This is a genomic window from Bradyrhizobium sp. LB11.1 (genome assembly GCF_040549385.1).
Classification (GTDB): Bacteria; Pseudomonadota; Alphaproteobacteria; order Rhizobiales; family Xanthobacteraceae; genus Bradyrhizobium.
The window spans coordinates 622,757-636,144 of record NZ_JBEPTH010000001.1; the positions used below are offsets into that span (position 1 = coordinate 622,757).

The 13,388-nt window shown below is 65.0% G+C and carries 16 protein-coding genes; 10 read left to right on the forward strand and 6 right to left on the reverse strand.

The window, feature by feature from the left end; genetic code table 11:
- Window positions 1–75 precede the first annotated feature (75 nt).
- Window positions 76–834: an SOS response-associated peptidase gene (locus tag ABIA96_RS02835; RefSeq protein ID WP_354135486.1), complete on the reverse strand. Its 759-nt coding sequence runs from the start codon at window positions 832–834 to the stop codon at window positions 76–78.
- A gap of 61 nt (window positions 835–895) precedes the next feature.
- Here ABIA96_RS02835 and ABIA96_RS02840 point away from each other — a divergent pair, with 61 nt between their 5' ends.
- The 4 genes from ABIA96_RS02840 (at window position 896) to ABIA96_RS02855 (ending at window position 2,681) form a co-directional block, all read left to right on the forward strand.
- Window positions 896–1,396 carry a hypothetical protein gene (locus ABIA96_RS02840; protein WP_354135487.1) on the forward strand — a complete coding sequence of 167 codons (501 nt, stop codon included), beginning with the start codon at window positions 896–898 and terminating at the stop codon, window positions 1,394–1,396.
- A 19-nt stretch (window positions 1,397–1,415) separates the two neighbouring features.
- On the forward strand, window positions 1,416–1,850 hold the full coding sequence (locus ABIA96_RS02845) for an NUDIX hydrolase (RefSeq protein WP_354135488.1): 435 nt from the start codon (window positions 1,416–1,418) through the stop codon (window positions 1,848–1,850).
- Between the two features lie 46 nt (window positions 1,851–1,896).
- The gene (locus tag ABIA96_RS02850) at window positions 1,897–2,274 is read left to right on the forward strand and encodes a TIGR02301 family protein (RefSeq protein ID WP_354135489.1); all 378 of its coding nucleotides are present in this window, start codon (window positions 1,897–1,899) and stop codon (window positions 2,272–2,274) included.
- Window positions 2,275–2,414: 140 nt separating this feature from the next.
- Window positions 2,415–2,681 (forward strand): hypothetical protein, encoded by a 267-nt coding sequence (locus ABIA96_RS02855; RefSeq protein WP_354135490.1) that lies wholly within the window; start codon window positions 2,415–2,417, stop codon window positions 2,679–2,681.
- A 44-nt stretch (window positions 2,682–2,725) separates the two neighbouring features.
- Here ABIA96_RS02855 and ABIA96_RS02860 read toward each other — a convergent pair whose 3' ends face one another.
- The 5 genes from ABIA96_RS02860 to ABIA96_RS02880 form a co-directional block, all read right to left on the reverse strand.
- On the reverse strand, window positions 2,726–3,046 hold the full coding sequence (locus ABIA96_RS02860) for a cupredoxin domain-containing protein (protein WP_354135712.1): 321 nt from the start codon (window positions 3,044–3,046) through the stop codon (window positions 2,726–2,728).
- Between the two features lie 10 nt (window positions 3,047–3,056).
- Window positions 3,057–3,590, reverse strand: coding sequence for a DUF4142 domain-containing protein (locus ABIA96_RS02865; protein ID WP_354135491.1), 534 nt, complete (start codon window positions 3,588–3,590; stop codon window positions 3,057–3,059).
- An 88-nt stretch (window positions 3,591–3,678) separates the two neighbouring features.
- Window positions 3,679–4,368 (reverse strand): RNA polymerase sigma factor, encoded by a 690-nt coding sequence (locus ABIA96_RS02870; protein WP_354135492.1) that lies wholly within the window; start codon window positions 4,366–4,368, stop codon window positions 3,679–3,681.
- Between the two features lie 79 nt (window positions 4,369–4,447).
- On the reverse strand, window positions 4,448–5,317 hold the full coding sequence (locus ABIA96_RS02875) for a sulfurtransferase (RefSeq protein ID WP_354135493.1): 870 nt from the start codon (window positions 5,315–5,317) through the stop codon (window positions 4,448–4,450).
- A 142-nt stretch (window positions 5,318–5,459) separates the two neighbouring features.
- The gene (locus tag ABIA96_RS02880; protein ID WP_354135494.1) at window positions 5,460–6,794 is read right to left on the reverse strand and encodes a dihydroorotase; all 1,335 of its coding nucleotides are present in this window, start codon (window positions 6,792–6,794) and stop codon (window positions 5,460–5,462) included.
- Window positions 6,795–6,895: 101 nt separating this feature from the next.
- Between ABIA96_RS02880 and ygfZ the strand changes: the two genes are divergently transcribed.
- From ygfZ to ABIA96_RS02910, 6 genes are all read left to right on the forward strand, one after another.
- Window positions 6,896–7,777 carry a CAF17-like 4Fe-4S cluster assembly/insertion protein YgfZ gene (gene ygfZ, locus ABIA96_RS02885; protein WP_354135495.1) on the forward strand — a complete coding sequence of 294 codons (882 nt, stop codon included), beginning with the start codon at window positions 6,896–6,898 and terminating at the stop codon, window positions 7,775–7,777.
- Entirely contained in the window at window positions 7,774–8,400 is a 627-nt protein-coding gene (locus ABIA96_RS02890) for a DNA-3-methyladenine glycosylase I (RefSeq protein WP_354135496.1), read from the forward strand. The genes ygfZ and ABIA96_RS02890 overlap by 4 nt, the downstream gene beginning before the upstream one ends.
- Window positions 8,397–9,011, forward strand: coding sequence for a YfbR-like 5'-deoxynucleotidase (locus ABIA96_RS02895; protein WP_354135497.1), 615 nt, complete (start codon window positions 8,397–8,399; stop codon window positions 9,009–9,011). The genes ABIA96_RS02890 and ABIA96_RS02895 overlap by 4 nt, the downstream gene beginning before the upstream one ends.
- 143 nt (window positions 9,012–9,154) lie before the next feature.
- On the forward strand, window positions 9,155–9,661 hold the full coding sequence (locus ABIA96_RS02900) for a tyrosine phosphatase family protein (protein ID WP_354135498.1): 507 nt from the start codon (window positions 9,155–9,157) through the stop codon (window positions 9,659–9,661).
- Window positions 9,662–9,680: 19 nt separating this feature from the next.
- Complete coding sequence (locus ABIA96_RS02905; protein ID WP_354135499.1) at window positions 9,681–10,643, forward strand: NUDIX hydrolase; 963 nt, start codon at window positions 9,681–9,683, stop codon at window positions 10,641–10,643.
- A gap of 46 nt (window positions 10,644–10,689) precedes the next feature.
- Complete coding sequence (locus tag ABIA96_RS02910; RefSeq protein ID WP_354135500.1) at window positions 10,690–13,386, forward strand: DUF2339 domain-containing protein; 2,697 nt, start codon at window positions 10,690–10,692, stop codon at window positions 13,384–13,386.
- Window positions 13,387–13,388: the final 2 nt, after the last annotated feature.

Here is a 13,388-nt window from a genome sequence, read left to right on the forward strand (position 1 = left end):
GCCGTGCCCACGACCTCTCTCCATCGCAAAAAATGCGTGGGCACGCGTCGCTTTGCCCACCCTACGGCACCGTGATCAGAACAACGACCCCTGCCCGTCATCCATCGAACCGGACGCAACCTTCCGCACGGCCTTCCTGGGCTTCTCTACCTCGGCCTCCATCTCCTCCGCGCTGATCGGCAACAGCAGCTGATCGTCGTCATTGGCGACGCGGTTGACGCGGGTGGAGACCGGGTGCCAGGCGAATTCGCCGAGGCGCGGGGCGGTCATCAGCGGCATGATCGCATCGACTTCGTCGCTGCTGCAATCGAGCCAGCGCTCGAAGTCGCGAGGACTGATAGTGACGGGCACGCGGTCATGCAGCGCGGCGAGATCATCGCCCGCGGCCGCGGTGACGATCGCCACCGTGTCGAGCTCCTCGCCGTTCGGTCCGATCCAGGTCTCGAACACCGCTGCGAAGCCGAGCGGCGCACCGTCGGCGCGACGGATGAAGAACGGCTGCTTGCGGCCGTCGACGGACTTCCATTCGTAATAGCCGTCGGCCGGGATCAGGCCGCGCCGCCGGCGAATCGCGCGTTTGAACGCGGGCTTCTCCAACACGGTCTCGGAGCGGGCGTTGATCAACAGCGTAAATCCCTTGGGATCCTTGACCCAGCCCGGCAGCAGGCCCCAGCGCATCAGGCGAAAATGACGCGCGCCGTTCTCGACCAACACGACCGGAATCGGTTGTGTCGGAGCGACATTGTACCGGGGCGGGAAATTCGGCTGATCGATGTAGCCGAACAGTTGCCGCAAAGCCGCGGGGGCCGAAGTTATGACGAAGCGTCCACACATCCTGGCGCCTATATAGGGTCTGTTCAGGTCCTTTTAACCCCGAACGTTAACACTGCGGCGGATGAGCTCAATGGCCACGCAATCCGCGCGGACGCATGTACAGACGGCCCCCGAGGCGCAAGCTTGGGCCGAACGACTGCGCGCGGCCAACATCAACCCGCGGACCGGGCTTGCCACCGACTATCTCAACCATTTCAATGAAGCCGTGATGCTCCTGGAGATGGTCCCGGACATGCCGGAATGCGCCGAGGATTTTCTGACCTGGTCGCCGCTGTCCTACGCCGAGCATTTTACGGCCTCGAACTTCAAGGCACGGGATCTGGCAATCGAGGCCTATGAGAAGGCCGAGCCATCCGTGCGCGCCCAGTTCGACCACATCACCGACGCCATGACCTCGATTCTATCAGCGGTCGGGTCCGCCATGCGCGAGGTCGAGAAAGACACGACCCGCGTCCAGCTCGCCGAGCAGGCCACCCTCTGGGTCAAGCCGCTGATCGCGGCCTGCGGTGGCATTATCAATGGCGGCGCGGAAGCCGACGTCGACACCATCATGGCGAACTGACCCAGGTAGCTGAAGAGATATGGCTGCTGTTGTCCAACCGACCCACCCCCAGATCGCGGTAAGCGCGGCCATCTTCCGCGACGGCAAGGTGCTGCTGACCCGCCGCGCCCGCTCGCCCGCCAAGGGGTTCTACTCGCTGCCCGGTGGCCGGGTCGAGTTCGGCGAATCGCTGCACCAGGCACTGAGCCGCGAGGTCGACGAAGAGACCGCGCTCGCCATCGAGATCATCGGCCTTGCCGGCTGGCGCGAGGTGCTGCCAGCCGCCCCCGGTGCCGGCCATTACATGATCATGTCCTTTGCGGCCCGCTGGGTGGCCAGGGAGCCGGCTTTGAACGACGAGCTCGACGATTACCGCTGGATCGCCCCGGACGCTCTGGGCAGCCTCGGTGACCTCAAGCTGACCGGTGGGCTGGAGGAGATCATCCAGTCGGCGCATAGGCTGATCGGCTCCTGACCGCCCGCCTTGCGTCATCGGCCCTGAGGGGGCATACAGCCCGCCGATGTCGACGCGATTTCTGGCCATTTTTGCCCTGATTCTCGCCTGCGCTTCCGTGCCCGCCCGGGCCCAGGACGTGGCGGCGCCGTTCGACCCCGATTTGCAGCGGCTGGCCGAGATCCTCGGCGGCCTGCACTATCTGCGCGGCATCTGCGGCACCAACGAAGGCAACAAATGGCGCAGCGAGATGCAGGCGCTGGTCGATGCCGAAACCCCCTCCGGCGAACGCCGCACCCGCATGATCGCAGCCTTCAACCGCGGCTATAACGGTTTCCAGCAGACCTATCGGAGCTGCACGCCGGCCGCGACGGTGGCGATCCGCCGCTATGTCGAGGAGGGCTCGAAGATCTCGCGCGATCTCACGGCGCGTTACGCGAACTGAGAGCGCGGGAACCTTGTCATCGACTTTGTACACAGCCGTTAACCGTTCCTAAAGATGTAGCCTAGCGGTCGTTAATGCGCGTGCTACACCTCTTGCACAGCGCATCGCCGTGGATCGCGCCCCAGCCCTGATCGAGTTTCATGAGCCATTCTGTGTCCTACGCCCCCGCACGCGCGCCGCTGCCCGATCACGAGCAGAAGCAGGCCGCACTGAGCTATCTCAACGAGGCCTGGGCCGAAGCGCGCCATGACGGCGTCGACGGCGACTGTCTGGCGCAGGCGAGCCTGTTTGCGGCGCTCGCCGAACTCGTCGGCACCTATGGCGAGGACGCGGTGGCGAAATTCGTCGAAGGTTTTCCCGCTCGCATTCGCAACGGCGAATTCTCGGTCTGCCTCGCAAGGCAGTAAGCCCTTCTTCGAAAATGACCCCGCCACACGGGCGGGGCCATTGATCAAGGCTCGACCTTGAGCGTCGCTTTCATGTTGGGATGATAGCGGCAGTAATAATCGACCGTCCCCGCCTTCTTCAGAACTGACGTCGCCGACTTCTTCGGCGGCAGCGTCACGTCGAAATCACCGTTCTTCGCGGTGGCTGTATGGGCGAAGACGTCCTTGTTGATCCACACGATGGTGTCGCCGACTTTCGCCGACACCTCGGCCGGTGAGATCACGAGATTCTCCATCGTGATCTCGATGGTCGCGGCGTGTGCCGGGACGACCGTCGGCAGGAAAGCGGCCGCAAGCGCGATCGAAGCGAGCCGTCCCGGCTTCATCTTGCGCATCCTATTTCAGCTCAGCCGCGACGTGCTCGGCGTGCTGCAGATGGCCCTGAAAGATCTTCAGGCCGGTCTGCAGCAGGCTCTTCAGCTCGGCGTTGCTGGCGGACGGAATGAGCTGGGTTTCGAGCGCGCTGTTGACCGTCTTGTGATAGGCGACCTCGTTCGCGACATAGGCCTTGTCGAAGGCCGCGCCGTCGAGCTTGTCGAGCTCAGCCAACTTGTCGCTCGCCTGCTTCGACAGCGCCTTGCTGGTGTCGTTGTCTTCAGGCGTGACGTTCAGCTTCTTGACCAGCGCGAGCGCCTGCTTGTTGACCGCCTCGTGGTCGCGCAGCATGTCCTCGGCAAACGCCTTGACGTCCTTGCTCCTGGCTTTCTTCTGCGCCTGCTTGGCCGCATTGATGTCGATCACACCGGCGGTGTAGGCGATGTGGGCGATCTGCGGATCGGTGAGCTTGTCGGCAGCGCGCGCGCCTTGCAGCAGCACGGGGCTGGACAACAGAATGGCTGCGGCGATCGCCGCGCTCCAACGAACGAACATGATTTGACACTCCTGTGCTGCCGGACGGTCTGCCGGCGATGTTTCACAGGAATTGGATGGGAGTTTCGCGCAAACGTTCCCGAAAAAATTAGCCGCCGACACCGAGCCGCTTCAGCACGGCTTCGGTCAGACGCTCGCAGCGCCAGCCGGCGAACGGGAACGCATCCATCATCACCGGGCCGATCTCCTTCTCGACATTCTCGCGCAGCATGGTGCGGGCGCGGTGCAGCCGCGTCTTCACGGTCTCTGGCTTCACGCCGAGCAGATCGGCGGTCTCCTCGATGTTCATGCCCTCCATGACGCGCGCGACGAAGACCATGCGAAAAACATCCGGCAACTCGTCGATGGCGCGTTCGACGACGCGCTGGATTTCACGTTGGGCCATGGTCCTTTCCGGATCGCCTGGAAGAGAAACGGGAAATTTGATGATCTGCGCCTCCAGCGTGGCTTCGGGCACCGAGCCGAGCTCGACATGCTGCTTGGCGCTGCGCGCCCGGCCAAGCGCCTCGTTGATGGCGATGCGGGACAGCCAGGTCGACAGGCCTGATTCGCCCCGGAAGCCGTCGAGATGGGTGAAGGCGCGGATATAGGTTTCCTGCACCACATCTTCGGCTTCGCTGTCGCTGCGCAAAATTCCGCGCGCGAGGCGGTAAAGCCTGCGGTTGTTGGCCTGCATGATCTCGCGAAGCGCGGCCTCGTCACGGCCTCGCGCGCGGTCGACCAGTTCGGCTTCCGATGATCTGGTGCCGGCGGACGGGCCGGCTGCGGTCCGTTGCATGGTGGTCACCTGCTCGTTGTGCTTGGCTCCGGACATTGGATGCGGGCCTGCGACAAAGGTTCCCGACTTTCTTGCCCGCCTAATCCGTCTCGATCGGCAGCGCCGGATCCCTCGCCCACTCGCCCATGGAGGCATCGTAGAGCGTCAGCTTGTCGTAGCCGAGCTGCGTCAGAAGAAACAGGTCGATCGTCGCCGAGATGCCACCACCGCAATACAGGATCACGTTCTTGTCGCGCGTAACCCGTTGAGCGGCGAACTTGGCTTCGGCGTCCCCAAGCGAGGTCAGGGTCTTGTCGGCATTCACGAGCGTTGCAGCCGACACGTTGACGCTGCCGGGAACCCGGCCTGGCCGGCCGTAGCGGCTTGGCTCCAGGCCGCGGTGAAACTGCGGCCCGAGTGCGTTGACGGTCACGGTCGAAGGATCGCCGATACGCGCCTTGACGGTATTCTTGTCGACGAAGAAGCCCGCACGCGGTGTCGCCTTGAAGGTCGTGGCCGGATAGCCCTTTGGGGCGCCGGTCTCGACAGGCCGCCCTTCTTGCTTCCATTTGTCGAAGCCGCCATCGAGCACCTGTGCGTCGACGCCGAGCGAGCGCAGCATCCACCAGAACCGCGTCGCCCACATCATCGTGCCGATGCTGTAGAGCACGATGGTCTTGGATGCGTCGGCGCCGTGGCGGCCGAAGCCGGCCTCGAGCTGGGCCACGCCAGGCATCATGAAGAATTGCTGCGCCGAGATGTCGGAGAACTCACCCTGCAGGTCGAGGAAATCGGCACCCGGGATGTGGCCGGCCGCAAATGTCTTGTCACCGGGGACGGCGCGATACGGCACGTCACTCCCCGGCGGGACCGGCTCGTTGTAGGTCGTGCAGTCGTAGATGCGGAGGTTGGGGTCGCTGAGGATTGAGGCAAGTTGCTCGGTGGTGATAACGGCTCTTGGCTGGGACATCGGACTGAACTCCCGTTCGAGAGGAAGTGTAGCCCCCTCCCCCCGTCATTGCGAGCGCAGCGGAGCAATCCAGACTGTCTCTGCGGAGAGATTCTGGATTGCTTCGTCGCTTCGCTCCTCGCAATGACGAGGCTACGGCGCCCTACTGCTTCAACGTCTCCAGAAACCGCACCGGCTCGCCCTGCGACGGCGTCACGAGTTCGCCCTGCCACATCACGCGGCGGCCGCGGATGAAGGTGCCGACGGGCCAGCCCGTGACGCGGACGCCGTCATAAGGGGTCCAGCCGGCCTTGGATGCCACCCATTTGTTGGTGATGGTTTCGCTGCGCTTGAGATCGACGACCGTGAAGTCGGCATCGTAGCCGGCCGCGATGCGGCCCTTGCAGGCCATGTTGTAGAGGCGCGCGGGGCCGGCGCTGGTGAGATCGACGAACCTTGCCAGCGACAGCCGACCCGCATTGACGTGGTCGAGCATCAGCGGCACCAGCGTCTGCACGCCGGTCATGCCGGAGGGCGAGGCCGGATAGGTCTTCTGCTTCTCTTCCAGCGTATGCGGGGCGTGGTCGGAGCCGAGCACGTCGATGATGCCCTGCTCGATGCCGCGCCAGATGCCGGCGCGATGATCCGCGCCGCGCACCGGCGGGTTCATCTGCGCCAGCGTGCCAAGACGCTCGTAGCATTCGGGCGCGACCAGCGTGAGATGATGCGGGGTCGCCTCGCAGGACGCGACATCCTTGTGGTCACGCAAATATTCGATCTCTTCCTTGGTCGAGATGTGCAGCACGTGGATGCGTTTTCCCGTCTCGTGCGCGAGCTTGACCAGACGCTGCGTCGCCATCAGCGCCGCGGTCTCGTCGCGCCAGACCGGATGCGAGCGCGGATCGCCCTCGATGCGGAGCGACTTGCGGTCGTTGAGACGATACTCGTCCTCGGCATGGAACGCCGCCCGGCGGCGGATCACCTGAAAAATGCGGCGCAGGCTCTCGTCATCCTCCACCAGCAGCGCGCCGGTCGAGGAGCCGATGAACACTTTCACGCCGGCACAGCCCGGTGCGCGTTCGAGCACGGGCAGGTCCTGCACGTTCTCGCGGGTGCCGCCGATGAAGAAGGCGAAATCGCAATGCATGCGGTGATGGGCGCGCTTGACCTTGTCGGTGAAAGTCGCCTCCGTCACCGTGAGCGGCGAGGTGTTCGGCATCTCGAACACGGCGGTGACGCCGCCCATCACGGCGCTGCGCGAGCCGGTTTCGAGGTCTTCCTTCTGCTCCAGCCCGGGCTCGCGGAAATGCACCTGCGTGTCCATCACGCCGGGCAGGATGTGCAGGCCCTTGCAGTCGATCACCTCTGCGGCGGAGCCTTGCGACAGCGGGCCCAGCTCGGCGATACGCCCGTTGGTGATGCCGATATCGCGAACAGCTTCGCCATCCTGGTTGACGACGGTGCCGCCTTTGAGGATCACATCGAAGCGCTGGGTCATGGCTGGAGGCCTCTCTCATCCCCAAGCGCAGGGCTCGAGGTCTTGTCGTTTATGCCTTGCGGGCTTACGTTCCGGGGCAACATGTCGCAAGAGATTTTCGCATGAAATCAGCGTTTCTTCCCGACCGGGGCGTGATCAAGGTCGCGGGCGAGGATGCGCGCAACTTCCTCAACGGCCTCATCACCACCGATGTCGACAGGCTCAAGCCGGGCCTGGGGCGATTCGGTGCGCTGCTGACGCCGCAAGGCAAGATCATCGTGGATTTCCTGATCACGGAGGTGCCCGCCGGCCATGGCAGCGAGTTCCTGATCGACTGCCCCAAGGCTCTGGCCGATGGCCTCGCCACCAAGCTGAAATTCTACAAGCTGCGCGCCAAGGTGACGGTGGACAACCTCTCCGACGATCTCGGCGTGCTCGCGGCCTGGGACGGCCAGCTGGCGACGCAGCCGGATCTCTCCTTTGCCGATCCACGCCATGAGCATCTTGGCACTCGCATCCTGATCCCCGAGGATTTCAAGCAAAAGCTCTCCGACCTGATCGGCGCCGAGTTGGTCGATGCCGCCGACTACGAGGCGCATCGCATCGCGCTCGGCGTGCCGCGCGGCGGGCTCGATTTCATGTACAGCGATGCGTTCCCGCATGAGACCAATATGGATCGTCTGGCGGGCGTCGATTTCGACAAGGGCTGCTATGTCGGCCAGGAGGTCGTCTCGCGCATGCAGCATCGGGGCACCGCGCGCACCCGCAGCGTGAAGGTGCTGCTCGATGACCTCTCTCCGGAGACTGGTGTAACTGTTATGGCCGGGGACAAGTCCGTCGGCACCATGGGCTCTTCGGCTCAAGGCAAAGGCATCGCGCTGGTGCGCATCGACCGCGTTGCGGACGCGCTCGATGCCGGTCAGTCCCTCACCGCTGGCGGCCTCGCCGTGAGGCTGGCAGAACCCGAAATCGTCCGCATCCCCACAAAGCAACCTATCGCATGAGCCGTGCTCCCCGCCTGCATCCCGACGGAAAGACCCGCTGCCCTTGGCCGGGCGAAGACCCGGTCTATGTCGCCTATCACGACACCGAATGGGGCGTGCCTGAGTATGACGACCGCGCGCTCTATGAGAAGCTGATCCTCGATGGCTTTCAGGCCGGCCTCTCCTGGATCACGATTTTGCGCAAGCGCGACAATTTCCGCAAAGCCTTCGACGATTTCCAGCCTGAGAAGATCGCGCGCTACAACGACAAGAAAGTTCACGCGCTGATGAACGATGCCGGCATCGTGCGCAACCGCGCCAAGATCGACGGCGCCATCCTGAGCGCGAAGTCGTATCTCGACATCATGGAGAAGGGACCGGGCTTCTCGAAGCTGCTCTGGGACTTCATGGACGGACGGCCCAAGGTCAACAATTTCAAGACCACTGCGAGCGTGCCGGCCTCCACGCCTTTGTCGGCGCAGATCTCGAAGGACCTGTCGTCACGCGGTTTCAAGTTCGTCGGCCCGACCATCGTCTACGCCTTCATGGAGGCGACCGGCATGGTCAACGACCATCTCGTCGACTGCCATTGTCACGCAAGCTGCGGCAAGACGCAGCGCAAGCCGCGCCTCAAGGCCAAATGACGGCCAGGAAGACTTCACGCGACGTAGAGTCCCGCGCCTGGCAGCGCATGCTGTCGGGCCGGCGGCTCGATCTGCTCGACCCCTCGCCGCTTGACGTAGAGATCGGCGATATCGCGCATGGGCTCGCGCGCGTCGCCCGCTGGAACGGGCAGACCATCGGCGCGCATATTTTCTCGGTGGCGCAGCATACGCTGCTGGTGGAGACCGTGCTGCGGCACGAAATGCCGCGCGTCGATGAGCGCATGCGGCTCGCAGCACTGCTGCACGATGCGCCGGAATATGTGATCGGCGACATGATCTCGCCGTTCAAGGCCGTGCTCGATGGCCATTACAAGGCCGTGGAGAAGCGCCTGCTCAGCGCCATCCACATCCGATTCGGCCTACCGCCGGTTCTCGCCGACGAGATCACGCTGGCGATCAAGGCCGCCGATCGCGGCGCGGCCTTTCTGGAGGCGACCGAGCTCGCCGGCTTCAGCGAGAGCGAGGCCAAGCGCCTGTTCGGCAGGGACCCCGGCCTCTCCGACAGTGTCCGGCGCGACTATTTGACGCCCTGGACCGCGGCGCGGGCCGAGAAGCAGTTTCTGGAACGGTTTGGCGCCGTGTTTGCTTAGCACCTACGCAGGAGGTCTCGTAGGGTGGGCAAAGGCGCGTTTGCGCCGTGCCCACCATCTTCTCGCGATTGCGGCAGACGTGGTGGGCACGCTTCGCTTTGCCCACCCTACGGCACCGGCTATAATTACCAAAAAGGTCCGCCATGATCCACGTCTGTTCGCTCGCCGCCCTTCCCGAAACCGTCCGCCGCACCAGGGCCAGCCATGTGCTGACCGTGATGGCCAAGGTCGAGCAGGTGGCGCGGCCGGTGTCGGTGCTCCCTGCCAATCATCTCAAAGTGTCGATGGACGACATCATCGAGGAGATGGACGGCTTTGTCGCGCCCTCCGAGATGCATATCGACCAGGTGCTGAATTTCGTGCGCGGCTGGGACCGCGGCGCGCCGCTGGTGGTGCATTGCTATGCCGGCATCAGCCGATCCACGGCAAGCGCGTTCGCCGCCGTCTGCGCGCTCAATCCCGATCGCGACGAGATCGAGATCGCGAAGAAGATTCGCGCGGCTTCTCCGATCGCATCGCCGAACCGGCGCATCGTCAGCCTTGCCGACTGTGCGCTCGGTCGCAACGGCCGCATGCTGCGCGCACTCGACGAGATGGGCCCGGGCGAGATGCTGGTCGAAGGCCGCCCCTTCGTGATCGAGCTCGAATGACAGCAGCGATCGTCACCGCATGAGCGACAAGCTGCTGACGCCGATCGAGATCGGCCTGACTGCCGCGATCGTCGCGATCGAAGATCACGAACCGTTGGTCCTTACCGCACGCCGCGGCGACGGCTTGACCGGACTGCCGTTCGGTCCGTTCGATGCGCCGAGCCATCGCACTTTCGAGATCGGCCTGCGCGCCTGGGTCGAGGAACAGGCGGGATTACGGCTCGGCTATGTCGAGCAGCTCTACACTTTTGGCGATCGCGGCCGTCATGCGGAAGCCCGCGACACCGGCGCGCATATGGTGTCGATCGGCTATCTCGCGCTGACGCGCGCCGCCGAGGGTGCAGCGACTACGGCGAGCTTCGAGCCCTGGTATCGCTTCTTCCCCTGGGAAGACTGGCGCGAGGCGCCGCCCGCGATCATCGCCCGTGACATCATCCCCGAGCTCAACAAATGGGCCGAGGAGGAAACGCCGGAGACCACGCGCGCATTGCCACGCAGGGATCGCGTGCGGTTCTATTTCGGCCTCGAGGGCGCCACCTGGGACGAGGAGCGCGTGCTCGACCGCTACGAGCTCCTGTACGAGGCTGGCCTCGTCGAGGAGGCGCGACGCGACGGCCGCCCGGCGGCATTGGCGCGCAAGGCGCTGCCCGCGCTCGGCACCTCGATGCGGTTCGATCACCGCCGGATCCTTGCCACCGCAATTGCCAGGTTGCGTGCAAAACTGAAGTATCGCCCTGTGATATTTGAACTTTTGCCCGCCGAGTTCACACTCACTGAGTTGCAGTACACGGTGGAGGCGATCTCCGGCCGCCACCTGCACAAGCAGAATTTCCGCCGCCTGGTCGAGACCGAAGCGCTGGTCGAACCGACCGGCGTGATGTCGACACAGACGGGTGGACGGCCGGCGGCGCTCTACCGCTTCCGCCGTGACGTGCTGCAGGAGCGGCCCTCGCCGGGCTTGCGCGTACGCTCCCGGCGCTAGATCAAGTTTGCGGTCGGCCCCTGCCCGCCGATTGCCTGGAGGCCCTATGTTCGACGCGCCGTTTGACGACCTTGCGATCATCATTGCGATCATCGCCTTCCTGATCGCGATCAAGGCCACCAGCCAGGCGACCGAGCTGAGACGCCGGATCAACTCGCTCGAGGCGACGCTGTATGCGCAGCGACAGGTGCAACCGCCGCCGCTGCTGCCCACGCCGGCGCCTGAAGCACCCGCGACAATTGCCGCGCAGCCACCGCCGCTTGCGCCAGAAGCCGAACTGGCGCCGACCCCGGTCGCCGAGCAAGTTTTATCGCCTTCGATCGAGCCGAGCACCGACAATGTCGCGCCGCCTCCCGTGCCTGCCGCAGAACCCGGTTTTGAAGAACGGCTCGGCACGCGCTGGGTGGTGTGGATCGGCGGGCTTGCGCTCGCGCTTGGCGGCTTCTTCATGGTGCGCTATTCGATCGAGGCTGGCCTCGTCGGCCCCGGCGTGCGCGTGTTCCTCGGCGGCCTGTTCGCGCTGGCACTGCTCGGCGCCGGCGAATGGACGCGGCGCAAGGAGAGCATCTCCACCATCGCGGCGCTGCCGATCGCCAATATCCCCGCGATCCTCACCGCGGCGGGAACGGCCGTAGCGTTCGCGACTATCTACGCGGCCTACGCGCTCTACGGCTTCCTCGTGCCCGCCACCGCTTTCGTGCTGCTCGGCCTCGTCGCGCTCGGCACACTTGCGGCGGCGCTGCTGCACGGGCCCGCGCTCGCCGGCCTCGGCGTGGTCGGCGCCTTCGCGACGCCCGTTCTCGTCTCGAGCGGCAAGCCGGACTATTGGGCGCTCTATATCTATCTCGCCATCGTCACCGCCGCGAGTTTTGGCCTTGCCCGCATCCGGCTGTGGCGCTGGCTGGCCGTGACCACCATCGTCTTCGCCGTGCTCTGGATCTTCCCGGGACTCGATCCCGGCGAGATGCAGGTCGCGCCGCATGACTTCCACGTGATCGCCGGTTTCGTGCTGGCCTCCCTGCTCGTGGTCTGCGGCTTCATGTTCGGCCCAACCATCGAGGACGGACAGATCGAGCCGGTGTCGTCGAGCGCGCTCGGCGCCTATCTGTTCGGCGCGATGCTGATCGTGCTGTCGAGCGCACATGCCGATCTCACGCTGATCGCCTTCACGCTGCTCGTTGCATCGACGTTGTTCGTCGCCTGGCGCGCGGAGGCAGCAGTCGGCGCTCTCGGGGCGGCTGCTGCGACCGTGTTCATCGTGTTCGCCGAATGGGCCGTGCGTGCCAATCCGGACATGCTGGTGCTGCCGGGCGGCCCGATGCCCGGCATCACGCCGACCGCAACCGACAGCGCGGTGGCCCAGCACCTGGTCATAGCCGCGATTTTCGCCATTGGCTTCGGCATCGCGGGCTTTTTCGCGCAAGGGCGTTCGAATTCGGCGATCATTCCGGTGGTGTGGTCGGCGGCGGGCGTCGCGACGCCGATCGCAATCCTGGTCGCCCTCTACGCCCGCATCGCCCATCTCGACCGCTCGATCCCGTTCGCGATCCTGGCGGTGCTGCTCGCCGCCGCCTTTGGCGCGGCGACCGAAACGCTGACCCGCCGGGAGATGCGGCCGGGCGTTGCGATCTCGACGGCGCTGTTTGCGACCGGCACGCTCGGCGCGCTGGCGCTGGCGCTCACTTTCGCGCTGGAGAAGGGCTGGCTCACCATCGCGCTGGCGCTGATGTCGCTCGGCACCGCCTGGATCGCGCTGCAGCGGCCGATCCCGTTCCTGCGCTGGCTCGCCGCGATCTTCGCGAGCATCGTCACCGCGCGCATCCTCTATGATCCGCGCATCGTCGGCGATGCCGTCGGCACCACGCCGATCTTCAACTGGCTGTTGTGGGGCTATGGCCTGCCGGCGGCCTCGTTCTGGGCGGCGAGCATGTTCCTGCGCCGACGCGGTGACGATGCGCCGCTGCGCATGGTGGAGGCGGCCGCGATCCTGTTCACCGCGCTGCTCGCCTTCATGCAGGTTCGGCATCTCGCAACCGGCGGCGACATGATCGCAGCGCCGTCACTGCTCGAAGCAGGCCTCCAGGTCTGCGTGTCATTGGCCATGGCGATTGGGCTGGAGCGATTGCGGCTGCGCAGCCACAGCATCGTGCACAATGTCGGCGCGGTCGTGCTCACGGCAATCGCCGGCTTCATCAGCGTGTTCGGCTTGCTGTTCCTCGAGAACCCGCTGCTGTGGCACATCGATGTCGGCGGCGCCGTGTTCAACCTGCTGTTGCTCTGCTACGCGCTGCCGGCGGTGCTGATGCTGCTGCTCGCCTATGCGGTGGTCGGTGCACGCGGCAAGATCTACGCGAATACGATTGCGGGTGCCGCACTCGTGTTTGCGCTGGCGTACCTGACGCTGGAGATCCGCCGGTTCTATCACGGCCCGTTCCTCACCAGCGGCGGGACCTCGGGCGCCGAGCAATATACCTATTCGATCGGCTGGCTCGCCTTCGGCGTGGTGCTGCTCGGCATCGGCATAACGGTCAACTCCGAGCGCGCACGGTTGGCGTCCGCCGCCGTCATCGCGCTGACGATCCTGAAGGCCTTCGTGATCGACATGTCGACGCTGACCGGCGTTTACCGCGCGCTGTCGTTCATGTGCCTCGGCATCGTGCTGGTCGCGATCGGCTGGCTGTACCAGCGCATCCTGTTCCGGCGGCAGATTGCACCGCCGCCGGCTCCGCAGACAGGCAGTTGAGG